The organism is Chitinophaga sp. MM2321, from assembly GCF_964033635.1.
Classification (GTDB): Bacteria; Bacteroidota; Bacteroidia; order Chitinophagales; family Chitinophagaceae; genus Chitinophaga.
The window spans coordinates 2844526-2866949 of sequence record NZ_OZ035533.1; the positions used below are offsets into that span (position 1 = coordinate 2844526).

Genomic DNA, 22424 nt, shown 5'->3' on the forward strand with positions numbered 1-22424 from the left:
ATTCCATCGCTTAATATCCATTTAATATCATGAATAAAATTGTCATGTTCGCGGGCTTGTCTGCCCTGGTGTACTTAACAGGTTGTGCATCTAAAAAAGAAGAAAAGAAAGAAGCCAGCGAAGCAGCCAAATATACTGTTACCAGTCCTTTAAGCATCGATACTTCCTTTACCAGGGAATATGTTTCGCAGATAAAATCTGTCAGGAACATTGAGATCAGGGCACAGGAAAAGGGTTACCTGCAAAACATCTACATCGATGAGGGCCAGTTTGTGAAAGCTGGTCAACTGTTGTTCCGGATCATGCCGAAAGTGTATGAGGCCGAATTGCTGAAAGCGGAAGCGGAAGTCAAAGCGGAAGAGATAGAACTGCAGAATACGAAAACCCTGGTCGATAAAAATGTGGTATCAAAAAATGAGCAGGCTATGGCGCAGGCCAAGCTGGATCAGGCAACAGCCGAAATGACGCTGGCTAAACTCCACCTGTCATTCACGGAAATCAGGGCACCGTTTGACGGCATCATTGACCGCATTCCGAAGAAGTTGGGAAGTCTTATTGATGAAGGCGAATTACTGACCAGCCTGTCAGATAACAGCCAGATGTTCGCATACTTTAATGTTTCTGAGCCGGAGTATCTCGACTATGAAACCAATACAAAAGGCCGCGGAGACAGCAAAGTAAGCCTGCTTTTAGCCAATAACCAACCACTGGCATATAAGGGAGATGTGGAAACCGTTGAAAGTGAATTCGATAATGCAACCGGAAATATTGCCTTCCGGGCAAAATTTCCCAATCCTGATAAGCTTTTAAAGAATGGAGAAACGGGCAAGGTCATGATGACCATTCCGCTTAAAAATGCATTAGTCATCCCACAAAAAGCAACGTACGAAATTCAGGACAAGCTATACGTTTTTGTGGTTGACAACAACCACGTGGTGAGATCCAGGAACATTGCCATCCGCGGTCAAATGCCAGACCTGTATGTCATTGAAAGTGGCATTTTGGAAAATGACAAGATCCTGCTGGATGGTGTTCAAAGGGCAAAGGACGATGAAAAGATCAGTTTTGACTACCTGGCACCCAAGGAAGTTGTTTCCCATTTGCGATTAAAAGCGGAATAGTTCAAATCTCTAAACGAGCCAATCAATGTTTAATAAGTTTATACACAGGCCTGTCCTGTCTATAGTAATATCGCTCATCATTGTATTTCTGGGGGCGCTGGCCATGACCAATCTGCCAGTTACGCAATTTCCATCTATCTCACCGCCAAAGGTGAATATCACAGCAGAATATCCCGGGGCAAATGGTGAACTGATGATTAAATCGGTAATCATTCCCCTGGAAAGGGCGATCAATGGCGTTCCGGGAATGAAATACATGGCCTCTGATGCGGGTAATGACGGTGAAGCCTCTATACAGGTCGTATTTAACGTGGGAACCGACCCCAACCAGGCATCGGTCAATATTCAGAACCGGGTAGCTTCGGTGGTCAATAAACTGCCGCCGCTGGTGGTACGTGAAGGTGTAAAGATCACCCGCGAAGAATCGAACATGCTGATGTACATCAACCTGTACAGTAAGGACAGCAAGATGGACCAGAAATTCCTGTTCAATTTCGCGGATATTAACGTTTTGTCGGAACTGAAACGGGTGGATGGTGTTGGTGTTGCCGATATTTTAGGTAACCGGGAATATGCCATGCGGATCTGGCTAAAACCAGATCGTATGCTAGCCTATAAGATCTCTGCCGATGAAGTACTGGAAGCTTTGAATGAACAAAGCCTGGAAGCTTCCCCCGGTAAAACCGGCGAAAGTTCTGGTAAAAGATCACAGACGTTTGAATATGTACTAAAATATCCCGGAAGGTTCACCACTAAGGAAGGATACGAAAATATCATTTTAAAATCCAGTCCGAACGGGGAGATCCTTCGCCTGAAAGATGTGGCGAATGTGGAGTTTGGGAGCTCGATGTACGATATTTATTCCAACCTGAATAGCAGCCCTTCGGCCGCCATTACGGTGAAGCAATCTTATGGAAGCAATGCCAGCCAGGTGATCAAGGACATTAAGGCAAAAATGGAGGAGATCAAGAAAACGTCTTTCCCAAAAGGAATGGATTATGAGATTAGCTATGATGTTTCCAAATTCCTGGATGCGTCTATAGAAAAAGTAATTCATACCCTGATAGAAGCCTTTCTCCTGGTGGGATTGGTGGTATTCCTCTTCCTGGGCGACTGGCGCTCCACCCTGATCCCTGCCATTGCCGTGCCGGTATCCCTTATCGGAACATTTGCCTTCATGTTATTCCTGGGCATTACGCTGAACCTCATCACCCTGTTTGCATTGGTGCTGGCGATTGGTATTGTGGTAGATAATGCCATTGTGGTGATTGAAGCAGTCCATGCCAAAATGGAAGAAAAGCATCTTTCGCCACTCAAAGCTACACAAGAAGCCATGCATGAGATCAGCGGAGCCATTATCGCTATCACGTTTGTAATGGCTGCGGTATTTATTCCGGTGGCATTTATGTCTGGTCCGGTGGGGATATTCTATAGGCAGTTTTCCATTACCATGGCAACTTCCATTATTCTTTCAGGTTTGGTGGCATTGACCCTCACTCCCGCACTCTGCGCCAGCATGCTGAAGAACACGCATGGAAAACCCAAAAAGAAAACAGGACTGGATAAAATACTGGATGTCTTTAATAACGGCTTCAACAAACTAACAGGAGGATACTTGCGGGTACTGGGCGTCATTGTAAACCGGCGGGCGGTCACCTTCCTCCTGTTGCTCGCGCTCTGCGCCGGCGCCTATTTCCTGAATAATACCCTTCCTTCAGGCTTTATCCCGAACGAAGACCAGGGTATGTTTTATGCCATCATTCAAACACCTCCGGGATCATCCCTGGAACGGACCAACCAGGTAGCCGAAAAACTGCAAAAAATTGCCGAAGGTATTGAAGGGGTGCAATCCGTTTCTTCCCTGGCGGGTTATGAGATTCTGACGGAAGGAACCGGGTCCAATTCAGGAACATGCCTGATTAACCTGAAAAGCTGGGAGGACCGGAAACACGCTGTCCAGGAAATCATCAATGAACTGGAAGAGAAATCCAAAGGCATCACCGGCGCCAACATCGAATTCTTCCAGCCTCCTGCTGTGCCGGGTTATGGCGCCGCCGGTGGTTTTGAATTGCGCTTGCTGGATAAAGCAGGATCGGGAGATTACAAAAAAATGGAAACGGTGAGCAATGACTTTGTGAAGGAGCTGAGCAAGCGCCCGGAACTGTCATCTGTATTCAGTTTTTACAGCGCCAGCTTCCCACAATATATGCTGAGAATTGATAACGATATTGCCCAGCAAAAAGGCGTAAGCATTGACAATGCTATGAACACGCTTTCCACGCTTGTGGGAAGTAACTACGAAATCAGTTTTATTAAATACGACCATCAGTACAAAGTGATCGTGCAGGCATTGCCAGAGTACAGGGCATTGCCAGAAGATATCCTGAAACTGTATGTAAAGAATGACCGTGATGAGATGGTACCCTTCTCCGATTTTATGAAAATGGAGAAGGTATATGGCCTGTCTGAGATTACCAGGCACAACATGTACAATGCATCGGAAATAAGCGGTTCCACCGGCGCCGGGTATAGTAGTGGCGAGGCTATCAAGGTCATTAGCGAAGTGGCGGAGAAAGTCTTGCCAAGAGGATTCGGGATTGACTGGGCAGGTATTTCCAAAGACGAGGTGGCACAGGGTAATCAGGCCATTTATATCTTCCTTATCTGTCTTGGTCTGGTATACCTGATCCTGGCTGCGCAGTATGAAAGTTTTATCCTGCCTTTAGCCGTAATTCTTTCATTACCAGCCGGCGTTTTTGGTGCATTCCTGTTGCTGAAACTATTAGGGTTGGAAAATAATATTTATGCGCAGGTGGCCATGGTGATGCTGATCGGTTTGCTGGGCAAGAATGCCGTGCTGATCGTGGAGTTTGCGGTGCAGAAACACCGTTCTGGTGCGTCAGTACTGCAAGCCGCCATGGAGGGTTCGAAAGTAAGGTTCCGTCCTATTTTGATGACCTCATTTGCATTTATTGCAGGATTGATCCCATTGGTGATGGCCACTGGTCCGGGTAAAATTGGGAACAGAACAATCGGCACTGCCGCTGCCGGAGGTATGCTTTTCGGGACCATTTTCGGGGTACTGATCATACCCGGGCTGTACTACATATTCGGCAGCATTGCAGCAAGACATTTACTTGTTAAAGACGAAGAAGAAAATCCTTTAACTGAAGAAATTGATCATAATGTATAAATTATTAAGGACACATAGCGGCATTGGTCTGCTGAGCATTTGCCTGGCTGTGGCCGGCTGCAAGGTGCCGGCGATGATGTCATCGACTGAAAACAAGGCAGCTCCCGGAACGTACGGCAACAACCCGGATACAACGACGAATATGTCCGTCATCGAGTGGCGGAACTTCTTTACAGATAGGAACCTGGTGAACCTGATCGATACGGCGCTGAAAAATAACCAGGAGATGCTGATCACCTTACAGGAGGTTGAAATTGCCAGGAATGATATCCGCTCCCGACATGCGGCATTGCTACCAACGGTGAATGCAAGGGCAGGTATTGGCGTTGAAAAAGTGGGTAGATATACCAGTCAGGGTGCCGGTGATGCGACTACAGAGATTGCTCCCGGCAAGGAGTTCCCTGATCCGTTGATGGATTATAACGTAGGCGTTTATGCAAACTGGGAAGTGGACATCTGGAACAAATTGCACAACGCCAAGAAAGCCGCTGTTACCAGGTATTTATCAACCGTGGAGGGCAAAAACTTTATGGTGACCAACCTGATCGCTGAGGTATCCAATTCTTATTACGAATTGCTGGCCCTGGATAATCAGCTGGCGATAGTAAGACAAAACATCGACCTGCAAAAAAATGCCCTTGAGATTGTAAAAGTTCAGAAAGAAGCCACGAGGGTAACAGAACTGGCTGTTCAGAAATTCCAGGCGGAAGTACTGAATTCCCAAAGCCTGGAGTTTGACATTCTACAAAAAACAAAAGAAACAGAGAACAGGATCAACTTCCTGTTGGGACGGTATCCGCAGGAAATTACCCGGGATAAAAGCAGCTTTTTAAATGCCATGCCTCCGGCAGTGAACACCGGCATACCTTCTCAATTAATGGCCAATCGTCCGGATATTAAAAAAGCGGAACTTGAATTAATGGCAGCGAAGCTGGATGTAAAAGTGGCCAGGGCGGAATTTTATCCTTCGTTCGGTATTTCTGCCGGATTAGGATTCCAGGCATTCAAGCCCTCCTACCTGGTGAAGTTTCCGGAGTCATTACTTTATTCGCTGGCCGGTGATCTTGCGGGACCATTGATTAACCGGAATGCCATCAAAGCTGAATTTTATAATGCCAATGCACGACAATTGCAGGCCATGTATAATTATGAGCGTACTATTTTAAATGCTTACTTCGAGGTTTCCTCTCAGCTTTCTAACATCAGTAACCTGGAAAAAAGCTATGATTTGAAGTCTAAACAAGTAGATGCACTGACCAGGTCGATAGACATTTCCAATGATCTGTTCAAGTCCGCCAGGGCCGATTACCTGGAAGTACTGATGACACAACGCGATGCACTGGAATCTAAACGTGAACTGATAGAAACCAAAAAACAAGAGTTGAATGCGGTTGTCAATATTTACAGAAACCTGGGAGGTGGTTGGAAGTAATTCAAAATAAGTATTCCATCTCCCGCCTTTAATAATAAAACCAAAGATGCCACTTCAAAACATGAGGTGGCATCTTTTATTTGGATCCCCTAGTAGCTACAAAAGGTATCGGCTTAACTTTTTTTTGAAAATTCTCAAAAAAAATTGCGTAGTCAAATAACTACACTTATATTTGTAGTCAAATAGCTACATATTGAATTTAAGAATGAAACAGATAGCCGAATTCATTGAGCTAATCCGCAAAATTTGTGAAGACCGATTCACCAAATTAGAAACATTAATGAAAAATATAACCGCAAAAAACATGGACCAAAAAACAAAAATGCATGCCGGGGACGGCAAACAAGAATTAGTGATTACAAGGGAATTTGATTTGCCATTGGGATTACTTTTTAAAGCGTATACAGACCACAGCATTGTTGCGCAATGGATGGGTACGAAGGTGCTGAAACTTGAAAATAAAAAGCATGGTGGTTATCAATTTGAAACAACTGATCCTCAGGGAAACGTGGTATTCAGGGCCAATGGAACAATCCATGAATTTGTTCCAAACCAGAAAATCATACGGACGTTTGAAATGGATCATACGCCATTTGGTGTTCAGCTTGAGATTTATGAATTTGAACAACTTACTGACAACACCAGTAAACTCAATATGCACGTAATATATGAATCCGTTGCGCAAAGAGACCAGTTGCTACAGTTACCCTTTGCTCAGAACCTAAATATGGCGCATAACCGGATACAGGAAATATTAAAATTAAACACTTTAAAATAACTAAAAATGGAAAAGAGAAAGCTGATCTGGTATTGGATAATTACTGCCATATTATCTTTTTGCCTTCTTTCGGGCGGATTCGCACAAGCAGTGCAGGTAAAAGAGGTGGTGCAGGGTTTCAAACCCCTGGGATATCCTGACTACTTTATTTCGATTATAGGTGTTTGGAAAGTATTGGGCATAGTTGCGATATTAATCCCGAAATTTCAATTGCTTAAGGAATGGGCGTATGCGGGTTTATTTTTTGTAATGAGCGGCGCAGTGATTTCGCATATTGCCGCCGGGGATGTTTCTATACAAATAATTGCCCCCATTTTACTGACCATTTTTATTGTGTTATCGTGGTATTTGAGACCCCCGGCACGCAAACTCACCATAAATTGAAATAATAGATTTTCACTGTGTTAACACGCTATATAACCTCGAAGTATACACGGCTTATACCAGCCTAGAACCAGCGCCATCAATAGATGAGAAACCGAAGATGCTGCAGCATCTTCCGGTGGTGCGTTCACCCCTTCAATGATATTACACATTACCTGTAAAATAGGAAGGGTTGCCAATGGGGCAACCCTTCCTTTGCTATTATAAAAGTATTTTCCTTATTTGAACAGATCAATAGTTACCCCTACTTCGTAGGTACCGTCTACTGTTGTTCTAACCTTACTGGTCTGGACGGTGTACATACCCTGAATCGCTACTGTCTTCATGATATTCACGCCAATTCCTGTAGTCAGGCTTTTAGACGTGTGGTACATCACCATAACGTTTGCAACGTTGTTCAGGAATGCTACATTCACACCTGCATCGATGATGTTATCATAACCTCTTACACCACGGTAACAAAGCTTAGGTTCCACAAAGGAGATCGTTTCATCCACTGCGAACTTATAAGCGGCAGCCGCGAAAAAGATCCCACCTCCATCTACCACTTTATTATCACCGGTGAAAAGGCTTCTCACGTTGGGCAGTGATGCCTGCAGGGTAAGTTTAGTATCGGTATACGCCATCCCATAATCTGCTTCGAAGTAATCATCCCGGCTGTTGAATGCACCTATAGAAGGATCCGTTATCTCACCATTCAGGTTTTTATAGTCGATACGCTGAACATTCCAGGCCATTGACAAACCGAAGTGTAACTGATGATCCGGATTGCTGAAGGGCAGATGATACGCATAGGTAAGCGCAATACGGGTACGATTGATCAGACCTGCCACATCATTAAAGACGTTGAGTCCTGCTCCTACCCTGTTCCCCACTGCATAGTCTGCCGTGAAGAATTTAGTAACCGGTGCACCATCAATGCCATTTAACTGGCGGTGATAGGCAGCATTCAGGTGTAATCCTTCTTCAAAGCCTGCCATAGCAGGATTGACGAGGTACTGGTTCTGAAAGTACTGGGTGCCGGATGGCTCCAGCAATGCCCCTGCATTACTAAGCGACTGTGCTCTTGCTTCCAGACCTGCTGTCAGAAAAAAGCAGCCCAGTAATAACGTTTGTATGTTTCTCATATAATTAGTTAATACGCATCTCTGATAATAGTGATATACCCTTTCGCAATTTTGCCACCGGCAGCGGTTAGGATATAATAGTAAGTACCTTCTGCAAGTGGACTACCATTCATTGTGGCATCCCATTCATTATTGTAGTTTCTGCGACTGTATACCATTTTGCCGGTACGATCATAGATCCTTACTTCATTATTAGGGTAGCTGTCTATATTACGGATCACCCACTTATCATTCTTACCATCACCATTTGGTGAAAGGATATTGATTGCATCCACTTTGAAGTCTTCTATTACTTTCACGGTGAAGTTTGCGGTATCGAAACAGTTAGCAGCTGAAGTAACGGTTACATTGTAAGTGGTGGTATTCATTGGTCTTGCTTCGAGGATATCGCTCTGCTCTCCGCTGATGTTACCGTCTGCAGCAGCCCAACTGTAGCGGTTACCACCCGTTGCTGTAAGATGGATGATATCCCCTTTGGAGATGGTTGCTCCTTTATCTGAGCTGATGCTGATAACTGGTAAGCTATTAGCTGTGACCGTAAAGCTGCGGCGTAATGAATCCACGCCACCATTGCTGGTACCACCGTCATCTTTTATTGTTACGGTGATGGTTGCCATTCCGGTTGCACCTGCTTTCAGCTGATAAGTAACAAGACCTGTTGCAGAAACAGCGAGTGCATCAAAATAAGGCTGGTCTGTCATTATTGAGAAGCTGTATGTCTGATCCGTTTCTACAGCTGATGCGCCAGTAAGCTGGATAGTTTGCACATCTGTATTCGCACACATTACTGCGCTGGTGATAGCATCCAGTTCAGGCGCCTTGTTTGCAAGGCTGATGATGATGGCCACTGATGCTCCGCTGCTGGTATTCAGTCCGTCGCTTACCGTGATGGTCAGGTGGACCGTGGCGTTATCATTACTGTTCAGGATCGCTGCATCTTTTACGAGGATCTGACCTGTGTTATCAATAGAGAAGGCGCCACCGGAATCATCGCCGGTGATGGTCCAGCCTTGTAAAGTACCGGCCGTTTCCATAGCTGTTACAGTACCTATCAGTGTACCTACCGGGCTTATTTCCGGCTTATTGAAGGTTTGATTAGCATTGATCACCGGTGCAGTGATATCATACACCAGACTAACCGTATTTGAAATAGTGTTGGTGTTGGTCACTACATTCTCAGCCTGACCTGCTGGTATGTATACCTGTACGATACCATCTGTTGTTGGCGTGATAGTAGCGGTGTACGTGATATTATCTGTTGTTTGCAGATTAGCCGCTGTACCATTTGTTATATTCAGGTCAGCAGCCACCATGCCGGATACCGCTTCGCTGAAGACGATCTTCACGTCGAATGTTGTATTGATACGGGCCGCTGCTGTAGTAGAGAGCACTACTGATGGAGTGGCTGTATTGACCGATACTCCGGTAGTAGGGGCTACATTGTTCAGTGTTAATACAGCATTGTTGGTGGAGATATCTTTTATAGTCCCCCCATCCAATACCAGGCTGCCCAATGAGATACCATCCATGTCCATATTCCCTGGTTTCACTGTGTAACTAAAGACCAACGCAGGGGTACCACTACCACTTGCATAGGTAGCCTTTACAGTACCGGTAGCCAGCACAAGATTGATGTAAGGGACTCCTGTTGCCGGATTTACTACCACATTTTCATTGTAATTAACCACAAAGCTAAGTGTATTGCCATCCTTATAATATCCATCCGCCGGTACAGCTACAGAAGTTACAACAGGTGCAGTAACATCATAAGTTATACTTAAGCCGGCAGATGCGGTATTATCGTTGTCACCTATATTCACGGCCACCGCAGCAGGGACATTTATACTCACCAGACCATCTGTAACAGGTGTTACCGATACTGTATAAGTGATATCATCTGTTGTTTGCAGGTTACTTAATGTGGCATTGGAGGCTACAATATCTCCCATTACAAATCCTGTTACCACTTCGCTGAATGTGATCATTGCCGTGAATGGCGCGTTCACAGTTGCAGCAGCTGTGGTAGACAGTACCACCGAAGGATATGATGTGTTGACAAACACCCCTGCTGTACCTGGCATGTTATTCAGCGTTAGTATCGCATCATTGGCAGCCGCATCTTTTATGGAACCTCCATTCAATACCAGGCTGCCCACTGTGATACCATCTATATCCATATCTCCGTCCTGCACGGTATAACTGAAGGTTAATGCAGCCGGTCCTGATGCACCTGTGCATACTGCCTGTACAACTGAAGCACCGATGGTTACATTGATATAAGGTGTACCACCTGTTGTATTCAGGATGATATTTTCATCAAAATTAACTGTAAAGCCAAGCTGGGTGGCAGCTTTATAATATCCACCTGCAGGCACTGCTACGGATGTAACTACAGGCGATATTCTATCATACATGAAACTTTTTGTACCGGACGCTATATTATCATTACCAGCAACATTCTGCGCCACAGCAGCAGCAACACTGACATTCACCGGGCCATCTGCAACCGGTGTTACCAGTACCGTATAAATAATATCATCAGCAGTTTGCAGATTACTTAATGTGGCATTGTATGTTACAATATCTCCAATTACAAATCCTGTTACCACTTCGCTGAATGTGATCGTTGCCGTAAATGGCGCGTTCACAAATAAAGCAGTTGTGGTAGACAGTAGCACCGAAGGATATGATGTGTTGACAAACACCCCTGCTGTACCTGGTACGTTATTCAGTGTTAGTATCGCATCGTTGGCAGCTGCATCTTTTATAGCACCCCCATTCAATACCAGGCTACCTATTGTGATACCATCTATATCCATATCTCCGTCCTGCACGGTATAACTGAAGGTTAATGCAGCCGGTCCTGATGTACCGGTGCATGCTGCCTGAATACCTGTAGCACCAATGGTTACATTAATATAAGGTGTACCACCTGCTTTATTCAGGATAATATTTTCATCAAAATTAACTGTAAAATTAAGCGTGGTGGCAGCTTTATAATATCCATTTGCAGGCACTGCTACAGATGAAACAACAGGTGCTGTTCCATCATACGTGAAACTTACAATATTGGACGCTGTATTATTATTATCAGCAACATTCTGCGCCACAGCAGCAGGAACACTGAAATTCACGGCACCATCTGCAACCGGTGTTACAAGTACCGTATAAGTAATATCATCAGCAGTTTGCAGATTGCTCAGCGTTGCATTCGTTGCAATGAAATCTCCAGTTACCAAACCTGTTACAGCTTCAGTAAAGATGATGGTTCCTGTTATTGCATGGTTCACTAATGCCGGCGCAGTAGTTGACAGTACTACAGCTGGACTTATTCCATTTATAAATACACCCGTCAGGTTAGCTATATGCTGCAATGTGACATCCGCATCGTTGGTAGCCGCATCTCTTATGATACCACCATTCGTTTGCAGACTGGTTCCCAGACCTGGTCCGTCCATATCAAGATCGCCGGGCAGCACGGTATAACTGAAGGTTAATGCATTTGTACCATTGCCGCCTGCATAACCGGCATATACCGTATGGTCAGCGAGTACCACATTGAGATAAGGAGTACCGCCTGTTACATCCACCACAACATTCTCTGAATAATTAACGGTGAAGTTTATCGTAGCACCTGTTTTATAATATCCGTTAGCAGGTACGTCAACTGTTGAAACAACAGGTGCTGTTATATCATACATTACATGTATGGTGTTGGATGAAGTATTAGCATTGTCAGCTATATTTATTGCAATGTTGGCCGCAACAGTTAAACTTACATCTCCATCTGCGGTTGGTGTTACCAGTACCGTATAAGTGATGTTATCTGTTGTTTGCAGGCTGCTAAGGGTAGCGTTGGTAGTCGTGATATCTGTAATGGTAAATCCTGTTACTACCTCACTGAAAGCAATAGTAGCCGTAAATGCTGTATTTGCATTTGCAGGAGCTGTAGTGGACAATACTACTGAAGGATGTGTTGTATTCACAAGCACATTAGAAGTGCTGCCTACACTATTCAATGCAAGCGTTGCATTATTATCCGCCGCATCTTTTATAGTGCTGCCGTTTGACACCAGGCTGTTTACTGTAATACCATCCATATCCTGATCTCCATCCACTACGGTATACCTGAATGTAATCGAAGATGCTGTTGTACTGAGGAATTCTCCCTGTACAACACTGCTTCCAATGGTGATATTAAGAGATGGGGCACCACCAGCAGTATTTATATTAACAGGTCCATCGAAAGTAACGGTGAATTCCATATTGCTACCTGCTACATAATAACCATCCGCAGGTACGCTTACAGCGATGACAGCAGGCGGTGTTGCATCGTACAAAACATTTAACTGTACAGCAGCTGTGTTGCCGTTAAGACCAATATTTTGTGCAACATCTGCCGCTATATTCAGGCTAACAGCGCCATCTGCAACTGGTGTAACCAGTACAGTATATGTTGTATTATCTGAAGTTTGCAGGGTGCTGAGGGTAGCGTTGGTAGCCGTAATATCGCCCATGGTAAATCCTGTTACTACCTCACTGAAAGCGATAGTAGCCGTAAATGGTGCATTTACATTTGCAGTACCAGTGGACAATACTACTGAAGGATGTGTCGTATTCACAAACACGTTGGAAGTGCTGCCTACACCATTCAATGTAAGCGTTGCATTATTACCTGCTGCATCTTTTATAGTGCTACCGTTTAATACCAGGCTGTTTACTGCAATACCATCCATATCCTGATCTCCATCCATTACGGTATACCTGAATGTAAGCGACGATGCTGTTTTACTGAGAAATGCTCCCTGTACAACACTGCTTCCAATGGTGATATTAAGAGATGGGTCACCGCCACCAGTATTTATACTAACAAGTCCATCGAATGTAACGGTGAAGTCCATGTTGTTACCTGCCACGTAATAATCATTTGCAGGTACACTTACGGCGCTGACAACGGGCGATGTTATATCATACAAAACACTTAACTGCGCAGCGGCTGTGTTGCCGTTAAGACCTATGTTTTGTGCAACATCTGCAGCTACATTCAGGCTAACAGTACCATCTGCAGTTGGTGTAACTAATACCGTAAATATTCTGTTATCTGTTGTTTGCAGGTTGCTGAGGGTTGCGTTGGTAGTCGTAATATCGCCAATAGTAAATCCTGTCACTACTTCACTAAAAGTGATAGTAACCGTAAATGGTGCATTTACATTTGCAGGAGCGGTAGTGGACAAGTCCACGTAAGGATGTCTCGTATTCAAAAGCACGTTGGAAGTGTTGCCTACATTATTCAATGCACTCGTTACATTATTACCCGCTGCATCTCTTAAAGTGTTGCTGATTACTGCCAGGCTGAGTACTAAAACACCACCATAATCCCCATTTACTACCGTATAAGAGAATGTCAGTGAATTGGATGTAGCACTGCTTAATGGTGCAATTATAACAGAACCACCCCCCATTAAAGCAAGGTATTGATTCCCACTGCCACCATCCCTAATCACTGTTTCATTGAAATGAACAGTGAAGTTCAGTATATCGCCCGCTTTGTAATAACCATCCGCTGGTACATCTACAGAAGTCACAACCGGACTGGTAACATCATAATTAAAGGTTAGTGTATTCGTAGACGCCTTATTGGGATTACCAATCAGATTCGCTGCTACAGCAGCAGGTATATTTAACTGTACAGGGCCCTCAGCAATTGGAGTTAACTCTGCATAGAAAGTAAAACCATCTGAAGTAACGAGCGACGTAACAATCGCATTCACAGGAATCAAATCAGACTTTGTAAACCCGTATACCTCTTCACTAAACGTGATAACAGTTGTAATTGAATAACTTACGTCAGCCGCTTCTGTAGTCGTCAATGTAACAGTTGGTCTGATCGTATTCACTATTCTTCCACTGGTGTTACCTGTATTCTGTAATATGACATCGGCATCATTTGAAGCCGCATCTCTTATTATACCACCGTTTAGTTGTAAGGTGGTACCAAAGGCCGGGCCGGAAGGTTCTGCATCTCCCTCCACAACAGCATATGAAAATGTTAATGCGCTGGTACCGGAGCCACTTATGTAATATGCTTTCACCGTACCCGAAGTAAGTATAATGTTTATATATGGTGTTCCCCCTGCAGTATTTACGATCACATTCTCTGAGTAATTAACAACAAAATTCATCGGTGAGCCGATCCCATAATCCCCAACAGCAGGTGGGGCAACTGATGTAACAGTTGGTGCAGTGAGATCAATTACCCAGTTGTAAGTAGCTGGTGTTGAAACATTACCGGCAGGATCTGTTGCGCGTATAGAAATCGTATGTGCACCGGCAGCAATACCACTCATGGTAGCCGGAGACGAAATAGCTACATCGCTTCCTCCATCCAGACTACCCTGGAAAGTACTGCCAGCTTCATCGGAAGAGAAAGTGAAAGTTGCACTTGTACTATTGACAGGATTGTCCGGACCCGTTAATATTGTTGCTACCGGATCTGTCTGATCCAGTGTAATCGTAGCGGAATAACCCTGTACATTCAGCGCAGCATCCTGATACTGCACGTATACCGTTTTCAATCCGTCACCTGCTGTAAGCGGCCAGGATTTACCGGGTGCCAGTGGTTCATAACCACTCCATGTGGAACCATCATTTGAGAAACGCATCTGCATGGTAGTCACATCTGTAGCTGCAAGTGTTAATGTTGCAGTGGCATTATTGGTAACCGATGCACCACTATTGATAACTATTGAACCCGTTGGTGATGTTTTGTCTATTGTATATGCAGCACCGGCGGTGTAAGGAACATTGATAGGAGCAGGCGTAACGCCAGTTCCTGCTACATCCAGCCGCAGCGTACCATCGCCGGTGCCGTTGTTCACGGTCACATTATAGGTAGTTCCGCTGCCGCTTACAGCGGTAACAGCTGCACCTGTAATAGCGCCACTGGTAACCAGACTGAATGATGAGATGGTAACACCCGTAACGGCCTGATCGAAAACTACCGAGTAATTAACACTGGTACCAGCTGTTGGTGTTGTATTTAAGCGCGTAACAGCGTTAACCAAAGATGCAGGTGGAACGAGGCGTACGATTGGTCCATAAGCTCCACCGGTTGCTATAGTTGTAGCAGTATAATGCGCAAAGCCTTGATAGCCGGTGAATAAAAAACATAACATCAGCAATAATCTGCTGATAAGTTTTGTAAAAGTGTTCTTCATATGAACATATTAGTTAGATACAGAGAAAGGAGGTTTGCCATCCTCATACAGGTTCGTTATGGATCAATTCAAATTCTTTCGCATCATAGCGCCTTCCTTTTCACTGATCAGGAATAATAAATGTGACAGATATTGCTGTTCCATAGGCTAACACCTATTGAAAAAGCGATACGGGAACCGGTGGCTGTGACCAATGATGTGGGTAAAAATGACAGTACAGGAGCCAGGATAGCAGCATTCTTTCAAAAATGCCGTCTGCTTGGGTTTATGCATACGATAGAATTCCTATTAGGATATAAAGATTAAACTCAGGCTCGCAAAAACAGATAAAACAATAAGAGGTCTTTGAAAAAGGATAGGGTAAAATTTAAATTGTTGTATCAAAGATATATTTTCTTTTTTCCCAAAGCGTAAATATTTATATGTAATTAAAAAAGAACAACACGTTCGTGTTATTTAATAATGGCCGCGGGGATCAGCGAAACAAGTCTTTGTTTAATAACGTATTGCCTTTCCCGTTAGTCCAATGCTGAATTTTTTCCGCATTAACATACTTTTTTTCCCGAATACATAAACCATCAGGGATAGTTATCCGCACCTTTGCCATCCAAATCGATAGCAGAAAATAAATTCAATGCAACCAAAGAACTTCATTATCACCGGCACCTTATTGTTGCAGGTGATCATTACACAGGCACAACAGGCTCCCCAGGCGGCTACTAATGGCCGCGGACGGGCAAACGATCAAAAATCCCTGACAGATACCACCGTGCTCCTGAAAGGCGCCACGGTTATATCTAAAACACATACCCGTGAATTAAAGGAAAGCGGCTTTGCTGTAAATGCCATCGACACCAAGATATTTGCCAATACCACCGCTGATATGAACAGTGTCCTAAACCGCACTACCGGCGTGAAAGTACGGGAACAGGGCGGCGTAGGCTCCGATTTCAACTTCTCTATCAATGGTCTTTCCGGCAAAGCCATCCGCTTTTTTATTGATGGCGTGCCTATGGATGTAATGGGTAGCACCATGACCCTTAATAATATCCCCGTCAACCTGGCGGAACGGATTGAAGTATATAAAGGCGTGCTGCCAGTGTCTCTCGGCGCGGATGCCCTGGGCGGCGCTGTTAACCTGGTCACCAACCAAACTGTAAAGAATTACCTGGATGCCAGCTACAGCTTTGGCTCTTTTAATACCCATCGCGCAGCCATCACCGGACAGGCCACTAACCAGAAAACCGGTATCATTACCCGTTTAAGCGCCTTCTATAATTACTCCAACAACGATTATAAGATGAAAGGCATGGAGATATGGGATGATAACCAGCAGGAATATGTGAAAAAAGACCTCCGCCGCTTTCATGACCAATACCGCTCCGCCATGGTACAGGGAGAAATCGGCATTACCCATAAAAAATGGGCTGATGTGTTCTTCCTGGGGGCAGGCTACTCTGCCACCGACCGGGAAATACAAACCGGTACCAACCCTGACAACGTATATGGTGACGCCACCCAAAACGGGGACGCCTTCAACGCTTCCTTACGCTACAAAAAGACTGACCTGTTTACCAAAGGACTGGAACTGAGCATATTCGCTTCCCATACAGCCGATAAATACCAGGTGACTGATACCGCAGGATACCGCTACTTCTGGGATGGTTCCCGGATATATACCAACCAGGCTGAAATGGGCTCCATAAAAGCCCTTACCCATATTAACCGTCCCCGGAACTTTGCCAGGATGAACTTCAGCTATAACATCAATACCGTACACTCGCTGAACCTGAACTATACGTTTGACCAGGTAAAGAACCATAACTATAATGAACTGATCACCGACGAGGACCATAACCCCGGCAAGATCGGCAAGCATATACTGGGACTCGCCTATCAGCAAAACCTGCTGGAAGGACGATGGACCAATACCTTCTTTGGTAAATACTATGGCATGGATATGCGCCAGCCCGAAACCGTTTCCAGCACCGGTGCTGTCACCACTGCTTCTGATTTCACCAGTAAATTCGGATATGGTGTCGCTTCCCGTTTGAAGCTTACATCAACCCTCGGCATAAAAGCATCTTACGAAAAAGCCTATCGCTTACAGGAAGTAGGAGAAATGTTTGGTAACGGCTACGACCAGATCGCCAACCCCAAACTAAGACCTGAAAACAGTAACAACTTTAACGCCGGCGCCTACTACGCCGTTCAGAAAGGCCCCCACCGCTTCTTTGCAGAAGCAGGTTGGTATTTCCGGGATGCAGCCGACTTCATCTACTCCGTAGTATACCAGTCGAATGCAAAAGTGAGTCGCTTTGAAAATACCTCCAAAGTGCAGGTAAACGGACTGGAAGCAGAACTGCAGTATGATTACAAAGATCTGTTACACATGAATATAAACGGCAGCTATCAGAATGCTGTCAACAATACCAAATATCCGCAAGGCAGCAACTCCGGTACCATAGAGGCTACCTATAAAAATAAGATCCCCAATATGCCCTGGCTGTACGGGAACGCCGCTATCAGCATTGGTAAAAATGACCTGCTGGGTAAAAACACCCGCCTGCAGCTGAACTGGGATATGCAGTATGTACACTGGTTTTATTTAACCTGGGAATCTTACGGTTCCAAATACAGTAATAACAAAATACCGGATCAGTACATCCAGAATGCTTCGCTGACCTATTCCCTGCAGAACGGCAAATACAATATTTCTGCCGAATGCAAAAATTTCACCGATGCACTGGCTTACGACAACTTCCGCCTGCAAAAACCAGGCAGGGCATTGTTTGTTAAGTTCCGTTACTTCCTTAAATAAAATTGTAAACTGATAAGATCATGTTAGCTATCAAAAAGAAATTATTATATACCGGTGCTTTGATCAGTTTACTGAGTTCCTGTACCAAAAACGACACCCCCGAACCGGATGTACCGGCCGACTACGGCATATGGCTGCAATTAGGCAGCTGGCCCAACACCACCCAATATGTGGTGGGCGTTAATTCACTAGAAAGTGGTACCGTGAGCCTCATCGGCAATGGCGCCAACGTTACCAACAAAGCGGACTACGGTATCATCCCGCACAATGGCTTCTATTATTACCCGAGTACCAGCTCTACCAACGGCCGCTTCTCCAAATTTGAAATGAAAATGAATTCCCTCGCTACTGTAAAGCAGGTGCCGTTTACTTTTCAGACAGGCGTAAGCGGTTATACGTGGGCCAACGATACGGCGCTTGTATTGATCGGCACCAATGGAGATCGCAATAAAATATTATGTTCTGTAGTCAACAGCAATACCCTGAGTATTCAGAATGTGGAACTACCGGGGCAACCGATTCCAGCAGGCTTTAAATATATCTCTACCAGCAGTGTAGAATACCTCAATGGTAAATTGTTCATCGCCATGGCTTATACCACCGACTGGCCCGCACCGGCTTATGCAAAAGCCATTGTAGCCATTTACGATTACGCTTCCCTTACGCTGGTAAAACTAATCGAAGATGCACGTACCGTGGGCATGGGACAATCCGATATGTGGATGTCCGGCTCAGTGGTAGATCAGAAAGGCGACCTGTACATGCTCGCTAACCCGAGCTGGATGGGCACCGGCCCGTCGGCGATATACCGGATAAAAAGCGGTACAACCGAATTTGATCCGGCCTACTTCTTTAATCTCAGTACTTCTTCTCTTGCAGGAGCTACTGTTGCCCTCTGGGGTATTGGCAACAGTCAGGCGATCGTTAAATACGAAAACCCGGACGCTACCAAAGATGACGCTGACGCCAATCATATTTATTCCTATGCCGTTATCAATCTCTCCGACGGTACCGTTGCGAAAAAACTCACCGACCTTCCGCTGGATAAAGGCGAAATGCTGGAAACCGTAACGGTAAGCAACGAAAAAGCTTATATTATGGTGAATGCACAAAGCGGAAAAGATTATGTATGGGTGTATGATATTGCAGCCGGCACCGTGAAGCCTGGCCTGGAAATCGTAGGTGGTTACGATTACATGCTGCGCGTTGATAAATTTAAATAATACCTCTTATTACTGTTCACCGGACTTTCCTGCTTTATCGCAGGAAAGTTCTCTTTTTTATCGGCATGATGTCTTTTTCAAAAATAAATGCCTGGCTGCATCTCTGGCTGGGGCTCGTTTCAGGGGCTATTGTTTTCTTTATATCTGTGACCGGTTGTATACTCGTGTTTGAAGAAGATATAAAATTACTGACCCGTCCTTATATGCATGCGGAAGCATCGGCCAATACGCCCCTTCTTCCACCTTCTGTGCTGGCAGCAGCGGCAGAAAAGCGGATGCCCGGCCTCCAGGCCAATAACATCCGGTACCAGGGCCCGGGCAGAGCAGCGGAAGTGTCTTTCCGCTCCGATTCTGTTGTGTACGTCGATCCCTACACCGCAAAGGTGACGGCTATTGTGGATCATGAAGATTTTTTCCATGAAATCACGGAAGGTCACACTTCGCTGTGGTTGCCACCCAAAGCCGGTCGCATGGTGGTTACTTACAGCACGCTGGTATTTACCATCCTGCTGATCACCGGCATGATAATATGGTGGCCAAAGAAATGGAACCGGTACAATATCCGCAACGCCTTTACTATTTTATGGAAAGCAAAGTTTAAACGGGTCAACTATGATCTGCATAATGTACTGGGCTTTTATACCCTGCCTGTCACCCTGATCATTGCGTACTCCGGGTTGTTCATGGGATTGGGCTGGGTGGCTAAAAGCAGCTACTGGATAGCTTCCGGCGGACAGTCAATGCCGGCCTATTATGAACCGCACTCTGATACCACGCTGATTGCCGGTGGTACACCGCTGACGGTCATTGATCAGGTCTGGGAAAAATCCATCAAAGAATTATCATCTCCCCTCAGTGAAGCCCTCATCATCGGCATTCCCGATAGTAAGGAGGAAGCTGTATACGTATACACCAATACAGAAGGTCCGCGCTACCAGGTGCATTATTTTGACCAGGTAAGCGGCGCTTTACTAAAAGGCACCGGCACCGACGTTACCCGTTTTAGCGAAGCTAATGGTGGTGATCAGCTGCGCCGGCTCAATTATTCCCTGCACGTAGGCTCTATATGGGGATTTCCTTCAAAACTGATTTACTTCCTGGCTTCTTTTGTGGCGGCCAGTTTGCCGGTAACCGGTTTTTATATCTGGTGGGGTAAGCGGAAGAAAAAGAGAACAGCTTTGAGGAAAGAATGTCAGGAAGTAGTGATATAAAAAGAGGGTGTTTTAAGATCCTCAGTTTATTTCGACACTTTTCCAGACATCTAAGCCTCTGGGAAAAATTCATGTAGATTATTAAAATTGATCCTTTGGTGTCCACTAAACTTATCGTCTGATATCATCTCTGTAAAACGCTGCCAATTCATCGCCTCTGTTGGGAATGCGTTGGCATTATAAATTCCTAAATATGGGTATGAATGAAGATTAGCAATGAGTACATTATTAATATAATTTCTTATTTCCTCTTGATGGTTGGTATTCATTAAATAAAAGTTCTTATTAAACTTAGTTTCATCAGAAACTAGAACTTTCGTTGTTAGGACGAGTGCATTATCTAATGTAGCTTTCCAGTCAATTTTTTCAACGTTACTTGTGTTGAAAATATTTTCTAAAAAATTAAGTATATAGTTTACCCTTACCAGTGGATGAGGATGCTTATATTTTTCCATATAAAAATCTTCATCAATTCCAATTAACTCAGTAAATGAGCCTAATACACTCGCAATACCGGAAGATACAAGTACACTAAGACTGGCATTTGTCTTTGTACCCTCTGGTAAATTTATCCAGTAATCAATAATAACAGATGCGAGCGCAACAGAACCTCTGAAATCTGAATCAAATTCTTTAATATGCTGTTCGAGCGAATATATCTGTTCAGGGCCTTCAGGGTATTCATCTTCTGCCAAGTTATTAAGCGGCTCAGATTTTTGGATGAGATGTGCTAATTCATGGTCAAAAAAGAATCTAACACAAAAATCACCCATTAGGTCGCTTAGGGGATCTTTAAAAGGCTGATTTGTCTCCAAGATCTCTAAACCCCATTTTGAGAGCTCCTCGGCCTTAGATCGGAAAAATTCAAATGTTTCAACTACAATTCCGGAGTGAAAATTAATTAAAAAATGATCGTAAGCAAATCCCGCACGAGCATTAAAAGTTCTATGATTCGTGAAGTATATTTTTGCTGGCTTTATTTTTAGATCCTCTTCATAGTAATATAAGAATGACTGCAAAGTATTTAACAAACTACGGAATTTCTGCTCACATGGAGTACCGATGTAGTCAAAGATCTCTCCAGGAGGAACCCCCTGATCAACAAGTCCTTTGACCAATTGGCTATAACTGATATACAATATTGGTTGAGGCATAGCAATATGAGTGAAATACTTTAGAAATAAATATTTAACAATGATAGCTCTAAATTATAAAAAAGCCGCCAAACAGGTAGACATTGTTAAATGAAAACATAATTTCATCGTTAGTGCCAGATCATAGCTGACTTGTAACTCCTTCGAATAGATGTTCGACACTATCCCAAAAAATGCGTAAACATAAAAATCGGGGTGGGCTGAAAAAAGCTTCGATTTTTATGGTTACGCAGTTTTTGAGATAGTGTCTTTTTGAGATAGTGTCCAATTAAATGTAAAAGCCCCGGAAGTCCGGGGCTTTGTCTTAAATATCAGGTAATGTTTCGGGCTTTAGCCAAAGAGAAACAAATCCCTTATCATCATCTATAACTGCAACGCAGTTATTTATAAACTCCACTGCATTACCTTTCTTTTCGGGATTTCCAATACATACCCAACCTGTTTGAACATTTACATATACTGGTAAATCATCGTCATTTATTCCATATGCAAAACCAAAGTTCAAATTGTGCTTAACACGTAAAGCTCCTTTTTTGTATTCAGGAACTTGATAGTTTGATTTCATTGATTTATCTAAGCCGCAAAAACCCCATAGTTGAATAATCTTACTATCAACAACGGAAAGGCTTATTTTATTTAGTATCAATTCAAAATCAATTCCGCTTACTATTGGCTCCATATCAAAAGAACATTCTTCCGGGATATACGTTAGTAATCGCTGTTCTACGGGATTTCCATACTCTATAACGAATTTCATAGTACA

Annotated in this window: 12 protein-coding genes; 8 read left to right on the forward strand and 4 right to left on the reverse strand. The window is 44.1% G+C overall.

What is annotated here, in order from left to right; genetic code table 11:
* Positions 1–29: 29 nt before the first annotated feature.
* From ABQ275_RS11095 to ABQ275_RS11115, 5 genes are all read left to right on the forward strand, one after another.
* On the forward strand, positions 30–1121 hold the full coding sequence (locus ABQ275_RS11095) for an efflux RND transporter periplasmic adaptor subunit (protein ID WP_349318371.1): 1092 nt from the start codon (positions 30–32) through the stop codon (positions 1119–1121).
* A gap of 25 nt (positions 1122–1146) precedes the next feature.
* A complete protein-coding gene (locus ABQ275_RS11100) occupies positions 1147–4314 on the forward strand; it encodes an efflux RND transporter permease subunit (protein ID WP_349318372.1) in 3168 nt (1055 codons plus the stop codon).
* Complete coding sequence (locus tag ABQ275_RS11105) at positions 4307–5746, forward strand: TolC family protein (protein ID WP_349318373.1); 1440 nt, start codon at positions 4307–4309, stop codon at positions 5744–5746. The genes ABQ275_RS11100 and ABQ275_RS11105 overlap by 8 nt, the downstream gene beginning before the upstream one ends.
* 205 nt (positions 5747–5951) lie before the next feature.
* A complete protein-coding gene (locus tag ABQ275_RS11110) occupies positions 5952–6524 on the forward strand; it encodes an SRPBCC domain-containing protein (protein ID WP_349318374.1) in 573 nt (190 codons plus the stop codon).
* A gap of 6 nt (positions 6525–6530) precedes the next feature.
* Positions 6531–6908 carry a DoxX family protein gene (locus ABQ275_RS11115; RefSeq protein ID WP_349318375.1) on the forward strand — a complete coding sequence of 126 codons (378 nt, stop codon included), beginning with the start codon at positions 6531–6533 and terminating at the stop codon, positions 6906–6908.
* A gap of 218 nt (positions 6909–7126) precedes the next feature.
* Here ABQ275_RS11115 and ABQ275_RS11120 read toward each other — a convergent pair whose 3' ends face one another.
* A complete protein-coding gene (locus ABQ275_RS11120; RefSeq protein ID WP_349318376.1) occupies positions 7127–8035 on the reverse strand; it encodes a PorP/SprF family type IX secretion system membrane protein in 909 nt (302 codons plus the stop codon).
* Positions 8036–8043: 8 nt separating this feature from the next.
* A complete protein-coding gene (locus ABQ275_RS11125) occupies positions 8044–15252 on the reverse strand; it encodes an Ig-like domain-containing protein (RefSeq protein ID WP_349318377.1) in 7209 nt (2402 codons plus the stop codon).
* 634 nt (positions 15253–15886) lie between these two features.
* Between ABQ275_RS11125 and ABQ275_RS11130 the strand changes: the two genes are divergently transcribed.
* From ABQ275_RS11130 to ABQ275_RS11140, 3 genes are all read left to right on the forward strand, one after another.
* Positions 15887–18073, forward strand: coding sequence for a TonB-dependent receptor plug domain-containing protein (locus ABQ275_RS11130; protein ID WP_349318378.1), 2187 nt, complete (start codon positions 15887–15889; stop codon positions 18071–18073).
* A gap of 20 nt (positions 18074–18093) precedes the next feature.
* Entirely contained in the window at positions 18094–19296 is a 1203-nt protein-coding gene (locus ABQ275_RS11135; protein WP_349318379.1) for a DUF4374 domain-containing protein, read from the forward strand.
* 65 nt (positions 19297–19361) lie between these two features.
* Entirely contained in the window at positions 19362–20507 is a 1146-nt protein-coding gene (locus ABQ275_RS11140) for a PepSY-associated TM helix domain-containing protein (protein WP_349318380.1), read from the forward strand.
* 50 nt (positions 20508–20557) lie between these two features.
* On the opposite strand, the gene ABQ275_RS11145 is transcribed toward ABQ275_RS11140, so the two are convergent.
* Positions 20558–21661 (reverse strand): hypothetical protein, encoded by a 1104-nt coding sequence (locus tag ABQ275_RS11145; protein ID WP_349318381.1) that lies wholly within the window; start codon positions 21659–21661, stop codon positions 20558–20560.
* A gap of 304 nt (positions 21662–21965) precedes the next feature.
* Positions 21966–22418 carry a hypothetical protein gene (locus tag ABQ275_RS11150; protein WP_349318382.1) on the reverse strand — a complete coding sequence of 151 codons (453 nt, stop codon included), beginning with the start codon at positions 22416–22418 and terminating at the stop codon, positions 21966–21968.
* Between the last annotated feature and the right edge of the window lie 6 nt (positions 22419–22424).

Coding starts and splice junctions, on each gene's coding strand:
- ABQ275_RS11095 (WP_349318371.1), top strand. CDS start 30: ATGAATAAAATTGTCATGTTCGCGGGCTTGTCTGCCCTGGTGTACTTA.
- ABQ275_RS11100 (WP_349318372.1), top strand. CDS start 1,147: ATGTTTAATAAGTTTATACACAGGCCTGTCCTGTCTATAGTAATATCG.
- ABQ275_RS11105 (WP_349318373.1), top strand. CDS start 4,307: ATGTATAAATTATTAAGGACACATAGCGGCATTGGTCTGCTGAGCATT.
- ABQ275_RS11110 (WP_349318374.1), top strand. CDS start 5,952: ATGAAACAGATAGCCGAATTCATTGAGCTAATCCGCAAAATTTGTGAA.
- ABQ275_RS11115 (WP_349318375.1), top strand. CDS start 6,531: ATGGAAAAGAGAAAGCTGATCTGGTATTGGATAATTACTGCCATATTA.
- ABQ275_RS11120 (WP_349318376.1), bottom strand. CDS start 8,035: ATGAGAAACATACAAACGTTATTACTGGGCTGCTTTTTTCTGACAGCA.
- ABQ275_RS11125 (WP_349318377.1), bottom strand. CDS start 15,252: ATGAAGAACACTTTTACAAAACTTATCAGCAGATTATTGCTGATGTTA.
- ABQ275_RS11130 (WP_349318378.1), top strand. CDS start 15,887: ATGCAACCAAAGAACTTCATTATCACCGGCACCTTATTGTTGCAGGTG.
- ABQ275_RS11135 (WP_349318379.1), top strand. CDS start 18,094: ATGTTAGCTATCAAAAAGAAATTATTATATACCGGTGCTTTGATCAGT.
- ABQ275_RS11140 (WP_349318380.1), top strand. CDS start 19,362: ATGATGTCTTTTTCAAAAATAAATGCCTGGCTGCATCTCTGGCTGGGG.
- ABQ275_RS11145 (WP_349318381.1), bottom strand. CDS start 21,661: ATGCCTCAACCAATATTGTATATCAGTTATAGCCAATTGGTCAAAGGA.
- ABQ275_RS11150 (WP_349318382.1), bottom strand. CDS start 22,418: ATGAAATTCGTTATAGAGTATGGAAATCCCGTAGAACAGCGATTACTA.